Origin of the sequence: Crateriforma spongiae, from assembly GCF_012290005.1 — a bacterium.
Lineage (GTDB): Bacteria > Planctomycetota > Planctomycetia > Pirellulales > Pirellulaceae > Crateriforma > Crateriforma spongiae.
Genome location: NZ_JAAXMS010000003.1, coordinates 675727 through 699071 on the forward strand (window position 1 = coordinate 675727; position 23345 = coordinate 699071).

The window sequence follows — 23345 nt, forward strand, 5'->3', positions numbered from 1 at the left end:
TCTTGATGAACCTCGATCGACGCGATGATCGGCTGCGTGACTGGATGCGGCAGCTTCCCGATCCGTGGCCTTTCCCCGAACCCGAACGATTTGCCGCGATCGACGGCCGGCGCGTGGCCACGCCCCCGCAGTGGCGGGCTGGGAACGGAGCGTGGGGGTGCTACCGATCTCACTTACTGATTCTCGAAAAGTGTTTGCTCGAACACATCGACTCGTATGTCGTCTTTGAAGACGACGCCGGTTTCGGCGATGACTTTTGCGAACGACTGCAGCAGTTCACTGCGGAATTGCCGGCTGACTGGGGCATGGCGTATCTCGGCGGCCAACATTTATACGCCGGCAAGAACCCGCCGCACAAGGTCAGCGAACACGTCTACCGACCTTACAACGTGAATCGCACGCACGCGTTTATGGTGCGAGGACGCGAGGCGATGAAAACACTCTATCGCCATTTGACTTGGAACGACTGGCACACCAAACATCACATCGACCACCACCTCGGTCGTTTGATCCAGCGACGCTACCAAGCACTCGTGCAAGGTAAGAACATCCAAAAGGAATCTATCGCGGTTTACACGCCCGATCGCTGGCTCGTTGGACAACTACCGACCAAATCAAACATCTGCGGACGGAAGTGGAGTCAAACTCGGTTCTTCAATGACGCCAAGAACGCTGACCATTCGGACGCACCGTTCTTTGCGGTGCTTGGACCGCACCGCGCCGGCACGTCGTGTGTCGCAATGGTGATGCATCACCTGGGCGTTCACATGGGTAACCAACTCGGTGGCTACGAGGCGACCGGAGGCGGCGAGGCAGTTGGGCTGGCACAGCTTTGTGAAAAGGTGATGCGTTTCCCGGCGACGGACCCGAATGTTAGCGACGACCAACTGACTCAAATGCTCAAGTCGTGGATCGTCAGTCGCAAATCGGAAGCCAATCGCGACAAGACAGTCGCCGGCGCGAAGTATCCGCATCTATGTCGCTTCGTGAATCACCTTCACGCCGGGCTGGCCGATTCACTGCGAATCATCTCCGTCGAACGAGACATCGAAGCGTCCATTCGTTCGCTGCAGAATCGTAGCGAGAAACATCGTGGCCAATGGTTCGCGGCGAACGACGAGGACTGTGAGGTACTTCAACGCAGTCTCCGCGACCACCGAGACAACTTCATCGCAGACCATCCCGACGTGCCGGTGTTCAAGATCGAGTTTGCCGAGTTGGTGACGTATCCCGAGGAAGTGATTGGCAATCTGATCGAGTTTCTCGGCATCACGCCGACTCCGGATGAAATCCAGTCTGCGATCGAACACGTCAATCCAGATCTCCGGAAGTTTGGGTAAGCATCATGGCAAAAAGTATTTCAACGGCAGACATCACGTTCTGCATCAAGACGATTCACCGGCCTTGGTCGTGCCATCGGCTGGTCCAGTCGCTGCGCGATCATATCGTCGACCCAACGATCGTCGTCGTCGACGATGGTCGCCCAGAGCTTCGCTTCAGTGCGAAGTATCCCGAAACCGCCAAGCATTGCACGGTCATCAACCTGGATCGGCACGATGTGGGCGTCGGAGTCGGACGCAATGCGGCGATCGATGCTGCGCAGACCGAGTACATCTTTCTGCTCGACGACGATCACGTCGTTACGGCGGATTTTCACATCGACCGCGTTTGCGAGTACTTCACGACGAACGAACTCGACATTCTCGCCGTCCGACAAGGTGGAGGCGGTCGACCCACGATGCTTTCGCCGCTGATGAACGGCAAACGCATCTGGATGCACCGCGGCGAAAAGAAGCGTGTTGGCACTGTTGCCTGGTGCGACATGGTCAGCAACGCATTCCTCGCTCGCAAGGAAACGATCGCTACGCTCCGTTGGGATGAAGCCCTGAAGACCTACGAGCACTGGGAGTTCTTCTACCGAGCGAGTCACCTCGCCAATCTGCAAATCGCGGTCGCCACCGATTGCTCCGTCGTCCACGCCCATGTCGCCGGCACTGGCTATCGTGACCTGCGGGGCAGAGCCAAGTTCCGTGCGATGGGCCTTCGCAAACACGGTTTCCATTCATTGCGATATCCAGGAGGTCAAATCGTCCGTGCGTAATCAAGCCACTTTCTGCATCAAGACGATCCATCGCCCGCATTGCTGTGCGGAGCTCGTTCGCAGCATCTACGACCACTATGGTGATCACCGTCCGCTGATCCACGTCCTCGATGACGGTAAACCGGAACTGCGATTCTCGGCCGTTTGTCCAGACGAAGCTGCCATGGTCGATCGACTGATCGAGACCAAATACGACATCGGCCTTTCCGCCGGTCGCAACAGATTGCTCAATTCTGGCGACACGCCGGTCGTTGTCTTCGCCGATGACGATCATCTCGTGACGAATCAAACGCGATTGCCAGAGCTGATCGCGACGCTCAATAAACATCACGATCTCGATCTACTGGCGGCGCTCAGCAACAACGACGAACGTCCTCGCATGTTGCGTGTCGACGGCAGAACGCTGCGGATTGCCTTCGGCAGCTACCGACAGCGGCGTTCGATTCGCTGGTGCCATTACGTCGGCAACTGCTTTGTCGCCTATCGCGACATCCTGCAAGCGATCCGCTGGGACGAGTCACTCAAGGTCGAAGAGCACTGGGACTTCTTTTGGCGAGCAAAGATCGCCGGCATGAACGTCGCAGTCGATCTAAATCACTCGTTCAAACATGAGCACGTTGACCCGCCCGGCTATCAACGACGGCGACCGGAGTTCCTGAAGGCCGGATTGGACAAACACGGATTGGAGAAAGTCATATGGAAATGAAACGAGTGATCGCGGTCCTCGACTTGCCACCACGGCGAGCATCGCAAAATGTGCGCGAAAGCTGTGAGGCTGCCGCGAAACGATGGGATGCGGAAGTGCTTTGGATTGACGAGCACCTTCAACCGGTGCATCCATTCTGGCAGAAGATGTTTGTCTGCGATCACGTGCATCAAAAAGCGGGGCCGGCGCACGTGCTGCAACTCGACAATGACATGTTGATCCGATCGGACTGTCCTTCGCCGTTTGATTTGTTGACGCCGAAGCAATTTGGAATGGTTGCCGAGCGTCAGTCTGCAAACAATCGCATCGACAATGGCGGTTGGCAGCAGCGGGCGCAAGAGATTTGGGCGAAGCGATGCGGTGTGCCGCCGGCACCGACATGGCTTCATCCGAACGGTGGACTCTATCTGTATGGCTCAGAAATGTATGGCCCGATGTTCGCTCGCATCATTAGGCATTTGATTCCGACGTGGGGTGCCAGCGATCAGGCCACCGACGAGTCGTTGATCGTCAACCAACTTTACAACGACCATCCGGGCTACATCAAATTCTTGCCGCCCGATTTCAACGTCAGCATGGTCTACTCGCCTGCCTGGGCCATCAATCCGGTCATGCAATCCTACGTCTACCATTTTGTTGGTCGCTCAAAAGCTCACATTGATGCCTGTCATTGGCAACGTCGCGTACCACCAGAACTGCCATTTCCGGGCAATGCTGAAACGCAAGATCTGATTCAACGATGGGGAAATGATCCACCGGCTGAATATGACATCGGGCCGATCTTCACTCCACAACTCGCCGCGAACCTGCTGGCCATCTATCCAGATTTGATTGTCACTGGTCAATGGTCAGACGAACCACACCAATTGGATCGACGGTTGTTCAGTCATACCGAGACCGGTTCGTCGCATTTGGTGCTAACCCGTTTTCTGTTGCAGCTTGGCGTCAACGCCCGGCGCTTTCGACTTCGCGTTAAGGAGGACGCCAATGCAACGCCACAACTTGCCGGCACTTGAGTATCACTTGGCCCACGGTTGCAATCTGTCCTGCCAGCAATGCAGCCACTACAGCGACCATCATTTGCCCGGCGCGATGCCCACGATCGAGCAAGCCGATGCCGACTACCAGAAATGGTCGCATCGGCTGAAGCCGACTCGGTTCGCGTTGCTCGGCGGCGAGCCTCTATTGAATCCCGCCATTTTGGAACACATCAAGCTCGCTAGGCAGCATTGGGACAGCGACTTGATGTTGGTATCCAACGGGTTCTTCCTGCATCAGTTTCCCGAACTGCCGAAAGTGCTCGTGGAAACGAACTGTCGACTCGAAGTCAGCCAGCACGGAATACACGATGAATATGTCAAACGATTCCGCGACGTCAAACACCTCGTTTGGCGCTGGCGAGAACAGTTCCCCGGCATTCGCATCAAGATACGACAATCGCACCGCGGCTGGATGCGTCAATACAAGGTGACGAATGGCAAGCCAATGCCGTTCAACTCCAAGCCCAACGCCGCGTTCAAAGTCTGCATGCAAAAAACTTGCACGCAGCTCTACGAGGGCAAGCTTTGGAAATGTCCTGCGCTCGCCTACTTCGCCAAGCTCGAATCCAAACTGCGCCTTCACGATCTGTCTCAGTGGCAACTCTTCCGCGACTACCAAGCGTGTTCAGCAACTGCCACGGATGAAGAACTGCAAACCTTCATCGAAACCAAATCCATTCCGCAGTGCGGCTTGTGCCCCAGCAAACGCACCGCATTCTTCCATCCCGATCCTCTGCAACGGAGTGCCCTGCAATGACGTATCCTTCCGACTATCCGGAAATGCCGCCGTATCCCTTTGTCCCGCCGTTTGATCCGCCCGGCAGCGAACCGCCCTACGATCCCGAGGAAGACGACGACGGTCCAATCATTCTCACTCCGCCGCCATCGCCACCGCCGCCGGTGTGGCCCGACGACTATCCGCCAGGCACTCCCGACCCTGGCCCACGCCCACCTTGGTGGCCGAACGATTACCCTTGGCCGCCGCCACCCGAAGAACCGGTCGTGATCGAGTCACCGCCGCCGATTCACGTCTGGCCGCGACTGCCGCCGGACCATCCCTATCACGTCCCGCCGGGTTACTCTGCGCCAGACAACCTTCAGTCAGGTCACCCCGGCGAAGCCTATCCTGGTATGCCCGATTATCCCGTCGTTCATCCCGGAGACTGGGGCGACGATTGGCCGAGCTATCCAGGCATCCTCGACGAGTGACCGCCGACCGTTGACGAAAACGAATAGCGTTACTCTACCAAGGCAATAAACAAAACGCCGGCGTCCCACATCGGGGAGTCGGCGTTTTTGCGTTTTGGGATTTCGGCTGGTGCTACGATGCCATCGACGAACAGCTTTCGTGGCACTTGCGGCAGCATTGGACGCATTTGTCCATGTTGCCAACTTTGTCGCAACTGTCGGCGCAGGCCTTGCAAATCGCTGCGCAAGCTTTGCAGTAGTGCGCATGGTGATCGCTATGGCGGCTCATGAAGTCGACGCAGGCGACACAGGCCGCGATGCAGTCGAGCATCAGCTTGACGTGCGTTTGCTCGACGTGGTCGCCACCTTCGGACAGGCAATGACTGGTCAGCATGTCAGCACAGGTCGTTTGGCACTCTTGGCAGTTTTCGATGCACTCTTTCATGGATGCGGTTGCGGTACTCATTCGTTTCTCCTTTGGAATTTTGCTAATGCGGCCCCTTTGCCGCTGCATTAGCGGTATGCAACTTGCATACCACTATGGGGTATATTGAAGGATGACTTTTTGACAGCCTGGAGAAATCATGGACCACGACAAGAAACACGAGACGTCCTTGCCGGTCGCCGATCCGTCAACGCAGATCGACCCGGTTTGTGGAATGACCGTTTCGGCGGATAGTCCACGATCGGCTGAGGTTGGTGGCAAGAACTACGTTTTTTGCAGCGACGGATGCTTGAAAAAGTTCCAAGATGATCCTGCAGGCGTGCTGGCAAAGCGATCACAGAAAGAGGCATCAGGCGGTTCGTCTTGTTGCGGTGGCGGCGCAGCGGTACAGATCGAGGAAACCTCGGACACGTCTTCGTGCTGCAGTGGTCACTCATCGACCAAGGCGAGCGATGCGCCCGCAGACCCGACGGCGATCTACACCTGCCCTATGCACCCTGAAATCGAGCAGGTCGGCCCCGGCGACTGCCCGATTTGTGGGATGGACTTGGAGCCGAAGGTCGTCTCGTTGGATGAAGAGGGTGAAGATAAACAATACGCCGACATGAAACGTCGCTTTTGGGTTGGCGTTGCGTTATCGGTGCCATTGCTCGTGATCGCGATGGGGCCGATGGTCGGATTGCGGGTCGCGGATTGGATGAGCCAGACGGTGTTTGGCTGGGTGCAGTTAGCTCTGGCGACGCCAGTTGTGTTCTGGTGCGGATGGCCCTTGTTGGTTCGCGGAGCCAAGTCGTTTCGCACGATGAACTTGAACATGTTCTCGTTGATCGCCGTGGGAACATTGGCGGCGTATCTGTTCAGTTTAGTTGTCGTGCTGCTTCCTGGTGTGATTCCAGAAGCCTTCTTCGAGAACGGTGCTCCACCTCTCTATTTTGAAGCGGCGGCAGTGATCATCACCTTGGTGTTGCTCGGGCAGGTATTGGAACTGCGAGCACGACAGCAGACGGGCGGAGCGATTCGGGAACTCATGAAGCTTGCTCCCGATACGGCACACCGAATCACGGACGATGGCGAGGAAGATGTCTCGCTCGATTCGGTCCACAAGGGCGATCGGCTGCGAGTTCGTCCTGGCGAGAAAGTTCCGGTCGATGGGAAAGTTCTTAGCGGGTCGAGCAGCGTCGATGAGTCAATGTTGACGGGCGAGCCGATGCCGGTGAAGAAGGTAGAAGGTGACGAAATCACGGGCGGAACTTTGAATCAGACCGGTGCGCTCGTGATGGAAGCCGTCGGTGTTGGCGGCGACACGGTCCTGAACCGAATCGTGCAAATGGTTGCCGAGGCTCAGCGAAGTCGCGCCCCGATTCAGAAACTGGTCGATGTGGTCGCGCGATACTTTGTGCCGGCAGTGATCGTTTGTTCGATTCTCGCGTTCGTCGGCTGGGCGGTGTTTGGTCCAGAGCCGCAACTGGCTCATGCGTTCGTAGCGGCCGTTGCGGTGTTGATCATCGCTTGCCCTTGTGCGTTGGGACTGGCGACGCCGATGTCCGTGATGGTGGGTGTCGGCCGAGGAGCGAAGGAAGGCGTGCTGATCAAGAACGCTGAAGTTCTTGAAGTCATGGAGAAGGTTGACACGATTGTTGTCGACAAGACAGGCACACTGACGCAGGGACGACCGGAAGTGACGGGTGTCGAGACGTTTGCTGACTGGAATGAGAACGATGTATTGACGTTAGCTTCTGCTGTCGAAGCACAGAGCGAGCATCCGTTGGCTCAGGCGGTCGTTCGCCGAGCGAAGGCGGATGAGTTGCAGCTTGTGGAGGCGAGTGAATTCAATAGTATCACCGGTGGTGGCGTTCGCGCTCGCGTCGATGATCATGATGTGTTGATTGGCAAGGCTGACTTGTTGGACGAACAAGGCATCGAGGGCGTCGATGCGGGGCGAGACAAAGCGGGATCGCATCAGGCCGAAGGTGCGACGGTTGTGTTCGTGGCGATCGACAACAAACTGGCGGCAATTCTCGCCATAACTGACCCGATCAAGCAAAGCACGCCTGCAGCGCTAAAGACGTTGCATGAACTGGGGTTGAGAGTGGTGATGTTGACCGGCGATGCCGAACCGACCGCGAAAGCCGTCGCGTCGAAACTGGGCATCGACGAATTTCATGCTGGGGTTTCGCCCGAGGAAAAGCATGATTTCGTTCGCAAGCTAAAGCAGGAAGGCAAGACAGTTGCGATGTGTGGCGATGGGATCAACGACGCTCCTGCACTTGCCGAAGCGAACGTTGGCATCGCGATGGGCACCGGGACGGGGGTTGCGATTGAGTCAGCTGGTGTCACGCTCGTCGGTGGCGATCTTCGCGGTGTGGCTGCGGCGGCGAACTTGAGCCGCAAAACGATGAGCAACATTCGTCAGAACTTGTTTTTCGCTTTCATCTACAACACCCTGGGAATTCCGGTCGCAGCTGGGTTGCTGTATCCGATCTTCGGCGTGTTGCTCAGCCCCATGATTGCAGCGGCAGCGATGAGTTTTAGCAGTGTGTCCGTGATCGCGAATGCGTTGAGATTGCGTGCCGCTAAACTCACCTAACCTGTTGCAAAGCAGGCTTTCGCTTCTAGAGGAGCCGATCAATACCCATCTAACGACGATCGACCTATCACGCTAAAATCTGGCTTCTTGAAAAGCCAGCCTATCCAAAAGTCTCCACGAATGCTGTCCGACGACGAGAAGAAGAAGCTCAACAACCGACTTCGACGTGTCATCGGACAAGTCGAAGCGGTTGGTCGTATGATCGAGGATGAGGAATACTGCGTGGATATCCTGATGCAGTTGTCCGCCGCGACGGGAGCACTTAACAAAGTCGGCCAAATCGTCTTGGAGCAGCACATCCGATCCTGCGTCAGCGAGGCGATCAAGAGTGGCAGTGCCAAGGACCGCGACGAGAAGATCGAAGAGTTGATGACGGTCTTTCGGAAGTACGGCGAGTGAGGGAAAGCTGGGCGTGGCGGAGGTGTCAGTGAAGAAGCGACGCATCCTTGTTTAGGCTCCCACCTTCCAGACTCCCCATCTTTTTCAGAAAGTCGTGAAGAAACGTCGGGACCGTGCATCCAAATAGCATCAAAGAAGAGATTCCCTCAGTGGGAGTCCTTTGAAAGCTCTTGGAACTGTCCGCCATGAACCGTCGTCACACCAACCCTGCCTCTCGATTGTTTGCTGCTTTTGCAGTAATCGCGGTGCTGTTGGCGTCCTCGCCGGCCGCTCGGGCAGGATCACACGACGCGAAGCCTTGCTCTCATGTGTGCTGCCAGCCGCGGCCGGTCGGGCACGGCTGCTGTGACAGTGATCCTTTGCACGAATGCCCTGCAATGGCTTCGTGTGAGACGACAGTCTGGTTGCCGCCGCGAACTTCTGGCGACGATCCGTCGCCTCGCGGCTTGGATCGCAGCGACTTCTCGCGGATCAGTTGGAAGACCGAATCGGTCGCCTTTGGTCGGCCGGATTCTTTTGTCCGTCCCAACTCTCTGATTGATTGGCACGTTCGTCTTCAGATTTAGCGGTTGGCTCTGCTTCGACCTGCGAAGCCAGACCCAATTCAAAAAACGAAGATGTTTCTGTTTCCCAATCGGTGCATGTCGATGTCGGCCGCGCCATCAATCCTGGAGTTTCCAAAATGTTAGCGACTGTATTCTCTGCTGTTTTGTTTGCCGTTTCGCTGGTCCCTGCTGGTGATGTTGGCACCGCCGCATCGGCTGAGCCGACGTGTTGTGCCAAGCATGCATACTGCTGCACCGTCCAAGCGGCGTGCTGTGGAAAACAAGCGGAAACGACAGCAACCACTGACGAAGTGACAAGGGCAACTTCTCAACCCACCTGCTGTGCCAAGCGTGCCTATTGCTGTTCGGTAAACGCACGATGCTGTGGGAAGCACGCTGGAACGAACGCAGCAACCGGCGACGTCGCCAGCACAACGGGTAAATCGGCCTGTTGTGCAAAGCGAGCGTACTGCTGCAGCGTCGGTGCGGCCTGCTGCGGAAAAGGATCGGTAAGTGCAACGGAAGCAAAATCGGCTGATTTCAGCTAATCGCTTCTGATTCCGTTCGATCCCATATCGGCCGGACGAGCCTAAGAAACTCGCCCGGCTTTTCTCTGTTAGGTTGCCGTGATGGAAGCGTTCAAATACCGATGGCATCAGTTGCCGATCAGCCGGCAACTGCTTGTCCTCGTCAATGCGATTCTCTTTGGATTTGTCGTTCTGTTTCTTGTCGTTGACTACCGCGTGCGGATAGATCGGCATTTGCATGAGAAGCAAATCGCGCTGACCGAAGAAGCTAAAACGATGTACGAATCACTGTTGGTCGCTGAATCCCACGGCGGCGAGGCGATTCAAAATCTGGTCGACAATGTCTGCGCTCGAATGAATACCGACGATTCGCCCGGTCACCATATTGCTGCGGATTGGCGAGGGCTTCCGTACCAGGCTGTCTCGCATGGGCATGCTTCCGACGAAATGCTCCTGGCAATGCGGTCGGCTGCTGATTCAACCCTCGCCAGATCAAATGCCACCGGCGCGCTCGTTGTTGGGTCTTTTACTGGACCAGCGGGCACCGTCTACATTTCAGAGAAACGTTCAGCCGTTGTGGGCGCAACACGCCGCTCGTTGTTAATCCAAATGTTCGGAGTCCTATTGCTGGGAGGGATTACGGCCTTCGTGGTCAGCGCGGTATTACGGCAATTGATCGCCAAACCAATCCAAGGCTTTGTTTCGGCGTTGCAGAGTGTTGCCACTGGAGACCTAAGCGTGATTGCTCGTACGCGAAGCTGTCGAGAACTGAGTTATCTCGCCGATCAAATCAATTCGATGACCGAGGCTTTGGATCACGCTCAGCGCGACCATCGCGTTCACATGGAAAAGGCGCGTCAAATTCAACAGAACTTACGACCGACGGTGAATGGATTGGTTGGAATCGACGTCGCCGAATTGTTCGAGCCGGCCGACGATGTTGGCGGTGACTACTACGACGTGATTCCATTGTCTGATGGACAATATCTACTTTGCGTCGCGGATGTGTCGGGTCATGGCGTGCCGGCCGCGATGGCGGCGACATTGTTGAAGGCGTTTGTGTCGGAAGCGGCAAAGAAATCGTCCAGCCCTGCCCAGATTCTGACAGATGTCAACGAGCGATACTGCGAGTACGTGATGATGGGACACTTTGCGACGATGACGCTACTGGTCGTTGACCCAAAAAGGCGACAACTGACCTACGCCAATGCAGGCCATGAATTTCCGTTCTTGCAGATTGGACGCGAAACACCGGTGCGATTGAATGTGGGCGACCTGATCTTGGGCGTCGAAGAGGATACCCAATACAACGAAGATACAATCCAGCTCGGTGATGCGGCCCGTTTAGTCATTGTTAGCGACGGAGTGACTGAAGCGTTTGACCCGAGTGAAGAACAGTACGGAACCGAGCGGATTGAGCAGTTGATGAACACGGTCAAACGCTGCAACGCTCGGGAACTGGTTGAAGCGTTTGAGTCGTCCATCGAAACGTTCCGCAAGGGGCGCAAGGCCTTCGATGACACCACGCTGTTGGTGGCTCAGTTAACTTGAATGGGCTGCGGTATCGTCGCCGAGATATCGTCCGATTGTGAATCCAACATCTTTTGAAAGCGTCGGGTAGGTTGATCGACTGAGTGGTCCGATGCGAAAGAACGATGCTTGGCCGACTTTTTGGAATTGCATTCGCTCGACCGCTCGCAGGGCGTTGTGGTTCGATCCTTCGGTCGTCAGCACCAGGTGTCGGATGCCGTCGCGTTGCAATTCGTCGGCCATTCTACTCAAGATCGCCGCGTACAGTCGTCGTCCTCGGTAGGCAGGAAGCACCAGGACTTGGAATACGAAAGCGGCTTCGTCGGAGAGTTGGATTGGCAGACCAGTTTCGGGCTTGCCGTCGTGGTTCATTTCACCGGGTATGTTTCCAAAGGCGACCCAAGCGAACCCGGCGAGTGACTCGGCTTGAAAGGCTGCAAAGCATTTGGCTGCACCGGCGTCCAGTATTTCCAAGTCCCGCTCTGGGATTGCGTAATCCAACTCGGATGCGTGTTCTCGTAGCCGTTTGGATGAACACGAACCAATCGTGTAGCTGTCAGGCGTTGGCGTTCGCGGCATCGTGTCGATCGGCGACTGATAGAAGTGACTGACGTTCGCGATCGCAAAACGCCGGACTACTCGATACGCCAACCAACGTATCGAGCGTGTGGAGTTAGACTTCATGGTAGAGCGCGCTCCCGCGTTAGTGGCAACAGCTTTCGCCGCCTGATGAGGGACGCTGCGAAACTGAAGTGGGACCGGTTGTGAACGCATTTGCTGCGGGCGGTTGGTAGTCAGTGTCGAAATCAATCGCCGTGTCGTATTGAATGTTGGCGGCAGCTTGCTCGGCGTACTGCTGAGCGGTCATTGCCGGTTCGTCTTTTCGATTGCCCACCCAGGGCAGCGAATGGCATCCGGCGGATAGCGAGAGGGGCAAAACGAGCGCTGCGGTTGCGCAATATTTCCATAGCGATTTCATGACGACGTCCTTGTCGTAAGTTGAAAACAAAAAGGCAGGGACGGCGTGGTGACGTCATCACTTGCGTGATTCAGCCGCGACACCGCCCCCGCGTGAGTCAGATCGGAAGCGAGCAGTTCTCGCTCCCGACTTAGTTAACGAATCAATGGAGCATCGACTCCTTGAGACTTCAGAACAGCCAACCACTTTTGCGGCTCGGCCGCAATCTTCTTCGCGCATCCAGGGCAACAGATGTAGATTGCTTTGCCATCCGCATTGACTTTGTACGGTCCACCCATCGCATCAAGCGGCTCGTCCATCACGGGACACTTTTTTTGGGCCGCGATGAAAGGTGCATCGTCAGCAACCACTTTGAAAATGCCTTCCCGAACTTGTTCGGTACCTGCGGGAACGGACGCTTGATTACCGCTTCCGTAAACCATTGCCAAATACTTTGCTGGCTCGGCCTGAATCTTCTTGATGCATCCTTTGCAGCACAGATAGATCGGCTTATCGCCGACCATCACCTTGATCGGTATACCCATGCCACCAAGTGGTTCATCCATGACGGGGCAGGTCTTCTGGGCCGCAATGGCCGCTGCGTCGGCTTGGGTTGAGGTCGAGACAGTGATCTTTGCCGTCGTCGTGGCAGCAGGCTGGCCACTGCTTTGCGTGCCGTTGCCATAAATCATCGCCAGATACTTGGCTGGCTCGGCCTGAATCTTCTTGATGCATCCCTTGCAGCACAGATAGATCGGCTTGTCACCAACCATCACCTTGATCGGCGTTCCCATTCCACCAAGCGGTTCATCCATCACGGGACAAACCTTCTGGGCGGCAATGGCTGCTGCATCGGCTTGGGTCGCTGTGGTGACCGTGATCTGCGGGCGACCGGCGGCATACTTAGCCGGGTCCGACTTGACCGCGTTCACACAGCCTGCACAGCAAACGTAGAGCTTCTGTCCGTTGACATCGACGGAGACAGGATCACCCATGCTGCCGAGCGGTTTGCCGCTGACGGGACAGATTTTTTGTCGTGCGATCGCCGCGGCTGCCAGTTGTTGCTCGCTGGCCGGAACGGTGGCGACTTCGTTGAAAGAGATTGTGCTGGCCGCAATACCGACCAATTGCACATCGACGTCAATCTGTCGACCAGCGATTTGCGACAAGTTCACAGGAGCAGTCAACGCTCCTTTGCCATCGGGTAACAGGTCGTAGCGATAGCGTTTCGCATTGCCTTCGACTCGTACCGAAACGGCACCGCGTCCCCGGTCAACCGAAACCGGCTGACCAGCGCGGTCATAGACGAACATTTGCAGCCCGCCTTGTGAAACAATCGTTTCGATTTGCAGGTTGCCGGTTTGTTTCAAACTGCCGCCATGCGGCCCTGCTTGCGTCGCTTCGCGAGCCTGCGTCATGCCGGGCATCACGTGGTTGTGCCCTGCGTGATTGTGCTGCGATTGAATCGTCTGCCCAAACACGCCCGATGTGGACATCGCGAGTGAGAAAGCGGTGATGATGAGTGTTCGTTTCATGGGAGAACTCCGTTGTAAAGTTTCAGGACACCGTCCGTTGGGTCCGTCGATCTTGGTGAGGTTGATTGATTGGATGCCTGAGTCGTGAATTCCTTCACGGTCAAACGAAAAGTTTTATGCCGCTTTCATGAGTTCCTCCTCCGGCATCGCTTCGGTGCCTTCCCAAAGCTCGTCTTGAAATCCGAAACGCATTTTCAATTCCAGGTAGCCGCAATAGAGCGTCGGCACAATAAACGACGTGAACGGTTCAGCTAACATGCCACCGAACACGGGAATCGCCATCGCTCGGGCGACGTCAGCACCACGGCCTGTCGCAATTAACACTGGAATCAACGCGGCAAGCGTCGTCACCGTTGTCATCATGCAAGGTCGAATGCGTTTCAGTCCAGCTTCGTAGACTGTGTTGCGGATATCTTCGACCGTTTCGACTTTACGTTTCTTCAGCAGTTGATGGATGTAGGTCGCCATCACCACGCCATCGTCGACGGCTAGTCCGAATAACGCGATGAAGCCAACCCAAACTGCCGTATTGAGTTCGACGCCCATCGTTGCCACTGCAATCATGCCGCCGGCGAAGGCGACGGGGATACCGGAGAACACGGCAAGCGAAATCGAGAGGTTTCGGAACTCCATGTAAAGCAACATCAGATTGATGCAGATCACCATCGGAATGATCCACATCAGACGCCGGTTGGCTTCGATCTGATTTCGGAAGCTACCAACGGCCTCGAGAGAGTATCCCGCTGGCAGCGATAACCGATTCGTGTCGGACGGAGGCAGCGCCTGTGCCGCGCGGAGCTGTTCTTCGATGGCGGAGACCGATTCCAAATCGCCCTTGCTGCCATTGGTCATGAAAGAAACGTGAGCGACCAGTCGGCCATTCTCACTGTTGATCGCACCCGGACCCCAAGTCGTTTCCAGCGTCGCGAGTTCTTCGAGCGGTACGACCGCCCCCGAATGTGTGACGACGGGTAAGCGTTTCAGGCCGTCGATCTGTTCGCGGAGGTCGCGGTTGTAACGGAGCCGCACTGGATAACGCTCACGTCCTTCAACGGTCTTGATTAAGTTCATCCCGCCGAGTGCGGTCTCGATGACTTGGTTCACCATCGACGAACTCATCCCGTACCGCGATGCCGCCTCACGATCGACGGTGAACTCGACGTAGGGTTTGCCAAGCACGATATCGGGATTGACGGTGCCGGCGTTGATCAGCGGCGACTTCTTCAGCTCAGCGGAGACATTCATGGCCGCGTCAGCCAACTCGTCGAGTTCGTTGCCGTAAACTCGAATGGCCATCGGTGCCTTGATGCCAGACTGCAACATCACGACTCGGCCCTCGATCGGTTGTAACGCCGACGCGGGCGTGACACCGGGCAACGTGGCGACTCGGTTGATTTCGTCCCACACGTCGCGAGCCGTGACGCCTTCTCGCCACTCGCTTTCGGGTTTGAGCATCACATAGGTTTCGACCATCGCGGCCGGCGCGGGGTCGAGTGCCGATTCGACGCGACCGATCTTGCCAAGCACATCTTTGACTTCGGGAATCTGGCCGATCAAAACATCTTGCGTCTGCAACACTTGCATCGCTTGCGAGAAACTGGCTGCCGGGTACAGCGTCGGCATGTAGAACCAGCTTCCTTCGTCGAGCGCGATCCAGTCGTCGCTCTGCAACCCCGTAAAAACATGCTTGGCATCGACGTAGCCGGGAAAGTCATTCAGATCGGCACCGAACAAGTTGGCGAACTTTTCGACCGGACGGAGCACGGTTGGCATTCCGACGTAGGCACCCACGCCGATGATCAACAGCATCAACGGAAACGAAAGCGCAACCGCTTTGTGGTTCAGGGCGTATCGCAATCGGGCTGCGTAAATCCAACGAACGAAGCGGCTGGAAGGAATCTCTTCGATTGGCCGAATTCGTTCTCGCAGCAATTGCCAACCGGCAACGAATCCGATCACTGCGGCGACGGTGGTCACGATCCAGGTTTCCAAGCCGAATCGCTCTGCGAGTCGTGACCCCCACAAGAAATGGGACGCGGCACCGAGCAATCCGGAGAGCGACAACGCGGCAACCATCGCGGTCGATTTTCGACGCACGCTGCTCCGCAACATCAATCGGCACAAAGCGGGCACAATCGTGACGGCCGCGATCATCGCTGCAGCGATCGCAAATGTCTTGGTGTAAGCCAGCGGAGAGAACAGCTTGTAATCGCGACCGGTCAAAAAGAAGACCGGCAAGAAACTGACAATGGTTGTCGCCACGGCGGTCACGACGGCCGGTGCGACTTCGACCGTCGCTTCGTAGACGACTTCCGTGCGAGGTTGTTTGATCCGAGCCTCTTCGCTACCAGACTCCCAATCCGAAAGATGCTGGTAGATGTTCTCCGAAACAATGATCGCCATGTCGACCATCGTGCCGATCGCGATCGCGATCCCCGCCAGCGACATGATGTTCGCTCCGACGCCGACGAACCGCATCGCGATGAACGACATCAGCACGGCTGCCGGCAAACAGATCGCGACAACGAAACTGCTGCGGATGTGCAATAGAAACAAGAGGATGATGATCGCCGTGATGATGATCTCGTCGCGTAACGCATGCGTCAGCGTCGCCATCGTCTCGTCGATCAGTCCGCTGCGATCGTAGACGCCATGAATGGTCACTCCTTGTAGCGATGGCGTTATCGCGGCGATCTTGGCTTTCACGCGGTCGATGACGACTCGAGGATTTTCGCCGTATCGCATCACGACCACGCCGCCAACTGCTTCGGCTCCGTTGTAATCCAATGCACCGCGACGAAAATCAGGGCCAATCTGCACATTGGCAATGTCGCGGACGCGAACGGGAACTCCGTCACGCTGCATGATGACGGTGTCCTCGATGTCCTCAACCGCTTTGTCTTTGTCACCGCCAGAGCCGAGGAACCCCTTGCTGCGGACGATGAACTCCATGCCGGTCGTTTCGACTGTCTTAGCACCGACGTCCAAATTCGATCCCTTGATCGCCATCGCCAACTTGTCGAGCGATACGTTGTGAAAGCGAAGCTTGTCGGGATCGACTTCGATTTGATACTGGCGAACGTAACCGCCGATCGACGCGACCTCGCTGACCCCTTCGACCGCCTGCAATTCGTACTTCACAACGAAGTCTTGCATGCTGCGAAGTTCCGCCAGCCCCATGCCTTCCTCGGGTGGCTGAAGCGTGTAGTAGTAAACCTGTCCCAATCCGGTCGCGTCCGGGCCAAGTTGTGGTACAACCCCATCGGGCAACTGTGACGCCGCACTGCCGAGTTGCTCAGAAACTCGACTGCGTGCCCAATAAAAGTCGATCTCGTCCTTGAACGTGACCTGCACGAAGCTGTAGCCGAACATGCTCTTGCCACGCACCGACTCCGCACCGGGAACAGCGAGCAACGAAACGCTCAGCGGATAGGTGACCTGGTCTTCGATGTCCTTTGGCGAGCGACCCGGCCAAGGCGTCAAAACGATGACTTGGTTCTCGCCAATGTTGGGAATCGCGTCGATCGGAATCGACTTAAAACTGATCCAGCCAGCGACGCTTAGACCAATGGTCAGCAATACCACCAGCCAAGGTTCTTTAACGCAGAAGCGAATGATTAGATTAAGCATGGTTCGTCTCCTTATTGCACCGTGCGCGCGATTGAGGGAACCATGCCCGCGGGCATTGCCATATCACGAACGACTTCGCCGCACGTCAGCATCTCGCTGCCCCAATACGGGTTCTGCAAGTCGCCGCCGGGCTGCATCCAGTCGCCACCGCCGCCGGGAACCATCGGGCAGTAATAGTGCGTCAACTTCACAGCCGTCTTCGGCCCGCGAGCCACCGTGGCCGCTCGCAACATTGCGTGACTGACGCCGCGATAGGCCTCGCGAGCCGTTTCTAACGAACCGTCCATGCGTGACGCCGCGCGGCGAGCGGTTGCGAATCGGCGTTGAGCTTCATCGGGAACATTGGCCAACATTTCCAGTTCGCGGAGTCCTTGGATCAGCGTGTTCAACGCGACGGGCGGCGGCGTTTGGTCCGCCGCCATCGCGCATTGGATCTCAAAGTAGGCGTCGTAGGTTCGATCGAGAGCCATGCCCGCGTCGCTGGCCAGCATGACGGGAGTTGTATTAGGAAGCTCAAGCGGTCCCGGCGAATAGCTCGGTGCTTTCGTCGGGTCCATCAACGATGGGTTGCCGGCGAGCTGCATTTGTGAGTCGATCAGGAAATTGCCGCCTGTCGCAACCGTCTCACCAGCCGACAGTCCTTCCACAATCACCGCTTCTTTGCGATTCATGGGACCGACCGCAACTCGGCGAATCTCAAAACGTCCCGGTTCGGTTTCGACGTAGATCACGCTGTTTTCACCAGCCAGAAGCACGGCATCGCGCGGCACGGTCACGACTTGTTGCATCGGCAAGGGTTCTGATGCGAACCCAAGCTGCGACGTCGGCACCAAATCCATATCACAAAGCGGGCACGTTCCCGGTTCGTCGCGGATGACTTGCGGGTGCATTGGGCTGATGTATTTGTTCGCCAGTGCCGGATCGTAAACTTGGTCCATTGGGATCGCCGGCACGGTTACCCGAGCGGTCGCGTAGTCGCCCGGTCGCAGTTTGCCGTCAAAGTTCATGATCTCGACTCGCACGCGTACCGTTCGAGTCTTCGGGTTCACGGTCGGATCAATGAAAGCGACGCGGCCCGTGAATACTTCGCCCGGCATCGACTGAATTTCCGCTTCGACTTGTTGACCAAATCGAACAGCCGAAGCGTCATCGGGAAACAGATCAAGCATCAACCAAACACTGCTTAGGTCGGCTACACGGTAAAGCTTGTCTCCCGTTTTCACGTAGTCGCCCTCAACCGCTGACTTTTCGATCACGGTTCCTCTCTGCGGTGACTTGATGCGAATGCGCGACATTGGTTTACCCGACTTCCCCAACTGCTCGATCTGACTTTCCGTCATGCCCAGTTCCGTCAAATTCTCCCGTGCCATCTTGTTCAGATCGCCGCCAGAGATTTGAAAGCGACCGATCTTGCCATCGCTGTTCATGCTGGTGATGAACTCGGTTTGTGCGGTGTAGAGCTGTGGGCTGTAGATCAACGCCAGGTCGTCGCCTTCATTGACTTTCACGCCGGCGTAGTTCGCGTACATCTTTTCCAAGCGGCCGTCGATGTATGCACTGATGGTCGAGAGTTGGCTTTCGTCGAAGTCGATCGAGCCGATGGTGCGGATCGTTCGATTGACTTCGCCCATCTTCGACATCGCGGTTTGAATACCGACCAATCGCCGGGCGGATGGTTCGATGGTGACCGAGATACCATCGCCACCGCCCCCGCCGGTCGCTTCGACTAGTTCCATCGCACAGACGGGGCAGCGACCTGGTTCGGTCGACGGTGGCGTACACATCATCGGGCAGATGTATCGCTTGTCTTCGCCGCCACCGGCTTCGGTGACAGATTCGCCTTGGCCGCCCGAGAAACCATCGGCAGTCAACCACTTCGTTCGCTGGGCGACTCCGAGTAAGAAAAACACAAGACCGGCGACGACGACGACCGTTGCGGCTTGCACACCCGTGCGCACCAGCCACTTCATCCCGCCATCACTTTGCGGTGGGGTCGGCTTGGCTTCAATAGGCGTGGTCGTTTCTTCGGCCACCGCTTCCACTGGCTCGCTATCGGTCGGCGCATCCGTATCCACGCTGCTGACTTTATCGTCAACGTCGGCTTTGTTGGGTTCGATTGGTTCGTCCTGATTCATGACAGTTCTCGCGGCGTTTTCCGGCACGCGTTTGTGGTTCCATCCACGAACGTCAGCTCAAGAGGTGACTGGCCGACGACGCGACGGAGGGGATCGCATCATCGACCAGTCATCGCCTCCAGGCTGTGACCGGTTCATTGTTTTGGTGACGCGATCAAATCGCGTAGGGATTGCATCTGGATAGACTTCATTCGGAACGAGCGCGCAGCATCATTCGCGTGAAAGCCAACTTGAAAACGAAGAGCTACGAGCGCGCAGCTCTCCTATCGAGACGACGCTAGATGCGCCAGATGCAAAGAAACCGCTGAGAGAAATGCGGTGAGTGATCGCCGATCGGCAATCGTGACATCAGTTGATCTGGACGAATTGAAAGTCCAGCCTCGGATGCAACGTGATCCAAGTACGCAATCACGACCAAATCACGAACCTGAGGAACAGGTACGCGATGTGGTGCCGGTGCTAGCGGTTCTGATCGAATGCCACACATGCACGATGACAACGCAAATTGGTCTTGAACCAATTTCTCGTCGTCGGATTTCGGTGGCTCGGGCACGACATCAGAAATTTCACCGAACAGGTCGTCGTGCTTTGATTGTTCGCCTTTCTTCGTGCAGCAACTGCTGGCGTCTTCTTCATTGCCGCTACAGCAACCGCACAGTTCGCCGTCCGTTTTCACTTCACAGCATTTGCAAGCGTGGCAGACCGTCTCGGCCTCGCAGCACTGACCTTGAGCACATGTTCCCTGCGCAGCCACCAACGTCATCGGCTGAATCACCATTGCAGCGATCAGACAAAGATTAACGGCGGTGCGAATTAGGGGGGAGTTACTCACTGTGACCTTCCGAAAAGGATACCCATGCCCGGTATATGAACTGTATCGGAAATTTTGCCGAAGAGTTCAATAGGAATTACCCGGTTAGGCAAACTTTGACTTCTTCAGTGTAACGGAACAGGACGGAAATGCCATGGATCGGCAATATTGGACACCTGCTACGAAACAAACCAAGCGAATATTGCTTGGTGCACTGATCGCCGCCTCCATGTCCGGTTGTGCGACCCAAAGAGGCGTCCAAATTGCCTCGGACACCCAAAAAGCGACCTCATTCGTCGCCGCTGAAACAGTCTCAACGAACACGCGGCCGGAGGCAATTGCCTATCGATCTGTCGAAACGCCAGTGCAATTGGCTGGCTTCAACGATGGCATGGTCGTCGCCTCGCCCGCCGCGTTCACGCTGCCACAAGACAACGACGGTGAGCTGGGATTGGACAGCGAAGAGGCAGATGTATCGAGCCGCAGCTTCAGCGACTTCCTGCAATTGGATCCACCTGAAGAAGATGGGGAGAGGGGGAGTCAGGGAGATGGGGAGAGCGATGAAGATGAAGTTCGAAACACCGACTCCCAGACTCCCCCTCTCCCAGACTCCCCCACTCCCAGCTCCCCCACCGCCCCAGTCGAGTTCTTCGTCAACGAAGCACTATCGCGGCACCCGAAAATCCTTGCCGCACGACAGCGAGTCGCCGCCGCATCAAACGTCATCCCGCAAGCCAAAGCACTTCCCGACCCAACGTTCAACAACACGTTCTGGCCGTTCCATGACAACGCGTTGCAAACCGCAGGCGGTCGTGTCGGAAATCAGATGTCGGTTAACCAGAAAGTCCCGTTTCCCGACAAGCTAAAAACGAAAGCCATCATTGCGAGTCGCGAAGTCCAGATCGCTCAAACCGAAGTCGACGGAATCGCTCGCGAGATCACTGAGTCCGTACGACTGGCATACTACGAAGTCTGGTTTGCCACACGTGCGATCGCGATCATCGAGGAAACCAAAGACCTCGTCGCTGACTTGACTGACGTTGCCGAAGCCCGCTACCGCAGCGGTGGTTCGCAACAAGACGTGCTGCGCGCTCAGCTTGAAACCGATCGCCTCGACGAACAACTCATCACGCTTCGCAGACAAAAGCAAGTCGCCCAAGCCGACCTCGCAACGCTGCTGCAACAACCTGTTGACTTGCTTCCCGAAGCAACGGATGAACTCGGTATCACTGACACGCCCCAGCAAATTGAAGAATTGATCGCGTTGGCCGAACAATGCAATCCAAAACTGCGGGGTCTTGCGTGGGAAATTCAACGCGACCGCGACAAGGAACGCTTGGCGTGTTTGCAGCAGTATCCTGACTTCAATGTCGGCCTCAGCTGGGGATTGATCAGCGACGGTCACGATGTGATCAGTCCTGTCGCCAACGGGAACGACAACCTGAGCATCAGCTTTGGGACGACGCTGCCGATCTGGCGGGAAAAGATTAACGCCGGCATCCGCGAAGCCGCTCACCGACGCAGCAGCACCACCCGTCGCCTCGAAGCCGAACGCGACGAACTCTACGGAAAGATCCGTCGCCTGATCGTTCAAGCCGACGCATTGGCGGAACAACGCGATATCTATGAAAACCGCATCATTCCCCGCACCGAAGGCACACTTGAACTTTCGATCGCCGACTACCGTGGCAAACGCACGGATTTCTTCACGCTGATAGAAACCTACCGCGAGCTCTTAATGTTCGAGACCCAACTCGCCCGCATCGACGCTACGCTAGCCGGCACGATCGCCCAGTTGGATCGCACTGTAGGTTGCCCTCAATAAGAAGTAGGGGTGTTGGGGGTGAAGGAGAAGGGAGAACACAACTCGCTCCTCCCTCACTCCCGACTCCCATCTATCAACCTCCGCAATTCACGCCGTGCCCGGTTCAACCTCGATCCAACAGTACCTTCGGGGATGTCTAGCGTCTGGGCGATCTCTTGGTATGACAGACCGCTCTCTTCTTTGAGCGTGAAGATCGCCCGTAGTTCCGGATCGAGTTGATCGAGTGCCTGGCGTACCATTGCGACTCGTTCGTCTTGCTCAATGTGGTCGGTTTGGTCAGCGGTCGGCTCGACCACCAGTTCTTCGGTCCGCCGATGTTTCTCGCGGCGCAGATGTTGCAATGCCTCGTTGGTGGCCAGTCGATACAGCCACGTTTCAAACTTCGACTCGCCACTGAATTGATCGAGCTTCGTAAACGCTCGGACGAAAGTTTGCTGCGTTAAGTCATCGGCGTCCTGCTGACCGACCATCCGAACCATCAAGCGAAACACACGATCCGACGTCGCCTGGTAGATCGAGCGCAACGCAGAACGATCTCCAGATATCGCAGCGGCGATTGTCTCGGAGGCGATCGTTTCGGTCGATTTGCGTTCATCGGGCTGGCCCATTGAAGAAGTTATACCAATACCCACCGGGGGTACCAATGCGGCTGGTCGCCGGGCAGGATTGCATTGACTTGAGAGCGGCTCTTGTTGTCTATCATGATTTCGTCGTCTTTTGTCTATTACGAAAAGCGGCTCCCGACCCAACGAGGGCTAGTCGTATGATGGGTCGGGAGCCTTGCCGTCTACGGTGAGACACCGCACACGACTGGAGCAAATTGTTTAATGCTCAATTGGTCAATTATCAGTTGTGGATTTCACGTTCTTAGTGGTCATGATCGTGATCATGCGAAATCTTGCCTGTGTAGGATTTGCCTTCGATTTGCACGATGACCGCACCTTCGGCCTCGGCTTCGAGCCACTGGTCCATTTCGGCATTGGTCGAAGCGAATCGTGACGACTTGCCAGCTGCGTCTTCGCCTTGCGGGTCGGCGGGAAGCTCGAACGACTTCACTTTGCCATCATGCTTTAGGCTGACCGTTAGCTTTTCGGCTTCGATCGCGACCGGCTGCGTTGCCGAACCATCAAGGACATACATGGCGACCGCTCCGGTGCCGTGCATCATTTCGATGTGGAACGCTTCTTTGCCTAGTTCGACCAACTCGCCGCCGTGGGGTCCGTGCTCGGGATGCCCATCCATCTCAATCATCGGTGGCATTTCGTCTATCTCGACAGGGCCAGATGCTTCCGGAGCTTCGGAGACCTGCACGTCCTTCTTTGAACATCCGAGAAGAGTGAAGCAAGCGAGGGTCAGAGCGAATAGATGAATTTTCATTTTGGA

19 protein-coding genes are annotated in these 23345 nt (G+C 56.4%); 10 read left to right on the forward strand and 9 right to left on the reverse strand.

The window, feature by feature from the left end; all coding sequences use genetic code 11:
• Positions 1 to 5 precede the first annotated feature (5 nt).
• The 6 genes from HFP54_RS10760 (at position 6) to HFP54_RS10785 (ending at position 5056) form a co-directional block, all read left to right on the forward strand.
• Complete coding sequence (locus tag HFP54_RS10760; RefSeq protein ID WP_168565102.1) at positions 6 to 1340, forward strand: glycosyltransferase family 25 protein; 1335 nt, start codon at positions 6 to 8, stop codon at positions 1338 to 1340.
• 5 nt (positions 1341 to 1345) lie between these two features.
• Complete coding sequence (locus tag HFP54_RS26385) at positions 1346 to 2101, forward strand: glycosyltransferase family 2 protein (RefSeq protein WP_168565103.1); 756 nt, start codon at positions 1346 to 1348, stop codon at positions 2099 to 2101.
• The gene (locus tag HFP54_RS10770) at positions 2094 to 2807 is read left to right on the forward strand and encodes a glycosyltransferase (protein WP_168565104.1); all 714 of its coding nucleotides are present in this window, start codon (positions 2094 to 2096) and stop codon (positions 2805 to 2807) included. Before HFP54_RS26385 ends, HFP54_RS10770 begins: the two co-directional genes overlap by 8 nt.
• 212 nt (positions 2808 to 3019) lie before the next feature.
• Entirely contained in the window at positions 3020 to 3823 is an 804-nt protein-coding gene (locus HFP54_RS10775) for a hypothetical protein (RefSeq protein WP_235951554.1), read from the forward strand.
• Entirely contained in the window at positions 3795 to 4604 is an 810-nt protein-coding gene (locus tag HFP54_RS10780) for a radical SAM protein (RefSeq protein ID WP_235951555.1), read from the forward strand. The genes HFP54_RS10775 and HFP54_RS10780 overlap by 29 nt, the downstream gene beginning before the upstream one ends.
• Entirely contained in the window at positions 4601 to 5056 is a 456-nt protein-coding gene (locus HFP54_RS10785) for a hypothetical protein (RefSeq protein WP_146414950.1), read from the forward strand. Before HFP54_RS10780 ends, HFP54_RS10785 begins: the two co-directional genes overlap by 4 nt.
• Positions 5057 to 5168: 112 nt before the next feature.
• On the opposite strand, the gene HFP54_RS26530 is transcribed toward HFP54_RS10785, so the two are convergent.
• A complete protein-coding gene (locus tag HFP54_RS26530; RefSeq protein WP_527249671.1) occupies positions 5169 to 5549 on the reverse strand; it encodes a four-helix bundle copper-binding protein in 381 nt (126 codons plus the stop codon).
• Positions 5550 to 5619: 70 nt separating this feature from the next.
• Between HFP54_RS26530 and HFP54_RS10795 the strand changes: the two genes are divergently transcribed.
• The 3 genes from HFP54_RS10795 (at position 5620) to HFP54_RS10810 (ending at position 11089) form a co-directional block, all read left to right on the forward strand.
• On the forward strand, positions 5620 to 8067 hold the full coding sequence (locus HFP54_RS10795) for a heavy metal translocating P-type ATPase (RefSeq protein WP_168565108.1): 2448 nt from the start codon (positions 5620 to 5622) through the stop codon (positions 8065 to 8067).
• A gap of 120 nt (positions 8068 to 8187) precedes the next feature.
• Complete coding sequence (locus HFP54_RS10800; protein ID WP_007328345.1) at positions 8188 to 8466, forward strand: metal-sensitive transcriptional regulator; 279 nt, start codon at positions 8188 to 8190, stop codon at positions 8464 to 8466.
• A 1204-nt stretch (positions 8467 to 9670) separates the two neighbouring features.
• Entirely contained in the window at positions 9671 to 11089 is a 1419-nt protein-coding gene (locus HFP54_RS10810) for a PP2C family protein-serine/threonine phosphatase (protein ID WP_235951557.1), read from the forward strand.
• Here the strand turns inward: HFP54_RS10810 and HFP54_RS10815 are convergent.
• The 6 genes from HFP54_RS10815 to HFP54_RS25575 form a co-directional block, all read right to left on the reverse strand.
• Positions 11081 to 11752: a GNAT family N-acetyltransferase gene (locus HFP54_RS10815; protein WP_168565110.1), complete on the reverse strand. Its 672-nt coding sequence runs from the start codon at positions 11750 to 11752 to the stop codon at positions 11081 to 11083. The two genes, HFP54_RS10810 and HFP54_RS10815, sit on opposite strands and share 9 nt — an antisense overlap.
• 19 nt (positions 11753 to 11771) lie before the next feature.
• Positions 11772 to 12047 carry a hypothetical protein gene (locus HFP54_RS10820; protein WP_168564766.1) on the reverse strand — a complete coding sequence of 92 codons (276 nt, stop codon included), beginning with the start codon at positions 12045 to 12047 and terminating at the stop codon, positions 11772 to 11774.
• Between the two features lie 134 nt (positions 12048 to 12181).
• Positions 12182 to 13561, reverse strand: a complete 1380-nt coding sequence (locus HFP54_RS25570; protein WP_235951559.1) for a hypothetical protein — start codon at positions 13559 to 13561, stop codon at positions 12182 to 12184.
• Between the two features lie 114 nt (positions 13562 to 13675).
• On the reverse strand, positions 13676 to 17191 hold the full coding sequence (locus tag HFP54_RS10830; protein WP_168565111.1) for an efflux RND transporter permease subunit: 3516 nt from the start codon (positions 17189 to 17191) through the stop codon (positions 13676 to 13678).
• Positions 17192 to 17202: 11 nt separating this feature from the next.
• A complete protein-coding gene (locus HFP54_RS10835) occupies positions 17203 to 19326 on the reverse strand; it encodes a heavy metal-binding domain-containing protein (protein ID WP_168565112.1) in 2124 nt (707 codons plus the stop codon).
• A gap of 277 nt (positions 19327 to 19603) precedes the next feature.
• Positions 19604 to 20158 carry a hypothetical protein gene (locus HFP54_RS25575; RefSeq protein WP_235951561.1) on the reverse strand — a complete coding sequence of 185 codons (555 nt, stop codon included), beginning with the start codon at positions 20156 to 20158 and terminating at the stop codon, positions 19604 to 19606.
• 133 nt (positions 20159 to 20291) lie between these two features.
• Here HFP54_RS25575 and HFP54_RS10845 point away from each other — a divergent pair, with 133 nt between their 5' ends.
• On the forward strand, positions 20292 to 21962 hold the full coding sequence (locus tag HFP54_RS10845) for a TolC family protein (protein WP_007326683.1): 1671 nt from the start codon (positions 20292 to 20294) through the stop codon (positions 21960 to 21962).
• 53 nt (positions 21963 to 22015) lie between these two features.
• Here the strand turns inward: HFP54_RS10845 and HFP54_RS10850 are convergent, their stop codons facing one another.
• Both HFP54_RS10850 and HFP54_RS10855 read right to left on the reverse strand, forming a co-directional pair.
• Complete coding sequence (locus HFP54_RS10850) at positions 22016 to 22606, reverse strand: RNA polymerase sigma factor (RefSeq protein WP_196784627.1); 591 nt, start codon at positions 22604 to 22606, stop codon at positions 22016 to 22018.
• A 223-nt stretch (positions 22607 to 22829) separates the two neighbouring features.
• Positions 22830 to 23213, reverse strand: coding sequence for a hypothetical protein (locus HFP54_RS10855; protein WP_196784628.1), 384 nt, complete (start codon positions 23211 to 23213; stop codon positions 22830 to 22832).
• Between the last annotated feature and the right edge of the window lie 132 nt (positions 23214 to 23345).

Coding starts and splice junctions, on each gene's coding strand:
- HFP54_RS10760 (WP_168565102.1), top strand. CDS start 6: ATGAACCTCGATCGACGCGATGATCGGCTGCGTGACTGGATGCGGCAG.
- HFP54_RS26385 (WP_168565103.1), top strand. CDS start 1,346: ATGGCAAAAAGTATTTCAACGGCAGACATCACGTTCTGCATCAAGACG.
- HFP54_RS10775 (WP_235951554.1), top strand. CDS start 3,020: ATGTTGATCCGATCGGACTGTCCTTCGCCGTTTGATTTGTTGACGCCG.
- HFP54_RS10780 (WP_235951555.1), top strand. CDS start 3,795: ATGCAACGCCACAACTTGCCGGCACTTGAGTATCACTTGGCCCACGGT.
- HFP54_RS10785 (WP_146414950.1), top strand. CDS start 4,601: ATGACGTATCCTTCCGACTATCCGGAAATGCCGCCGTATCCCTTTGTC.
- HFP54_RS26530 (WP_527249671.1), bottom strand. CDS start 5,549: ATGCAGCGGCAAAGGGGCCGCATTAGCAAAATTCCAAAGGAGAAACGA.
- HFP54_RS10795 (WP_168565108.1), top strand. CDS start 5,620: ATGGACCACGACAAGAAACACGAGACGTCCTTGCCGGTCGCCGATCCG.
- HFP54_RS10800 (WP_007328345.1), top strand. CDS start 8,188: ATGCTGTCCGACGACGAGAAGAAGAAGCTCAACAACCGACTTCGACGT.
- HFP54_RS10815 (WP_168565110.1), bottom strand. CDS start 11,752: ATGAAGTCTAACTCCACACGCTCGATACGTTGGTTGGCGTATCGAGTA.
- HFP54_RS10820 (WP_168564766.1), bottom strand. CDS start 12,047: ATGAAATCGCTATGGAAATATTGCGCAACCGCAGCGCTCGTTTTGCCC.
- HFP54_RS25570 (WP_235951559.1), bottom strand. CDS start 13,561: ATGAAACGAACACTCATCATCACCGCTTTCTCACTCGCGATGTCCACA.
- HFP54_RS10830 (WP_168565111.1), bottom strand. CDS start 17,191: ATGCTTAATCTAATCATTCGCTTCTGCGTTAAAGAACCTTGGCTGGTG.
- HFP54_RS10835 (WP_168565112.1), bottom strand. CDS start 19,326: ATGAATCAGGACGAACCAATCGAACCCAACAAAGCCGACGTTGACGAT.
- HFP54_RS10845 (WP_007326683.1), top strand. CDS start 20,292: ATGGATCGGCAATATTGGACACCTGCTACGAAACAAACCAAGCGAATA.
- HFP54_RS10855 (WP_196784628.1), bottom strand. CDS start 23,213: ATGATTGAGATGGATGGGCATCCCGAGCACGGACCCCACGGCGGCGAG.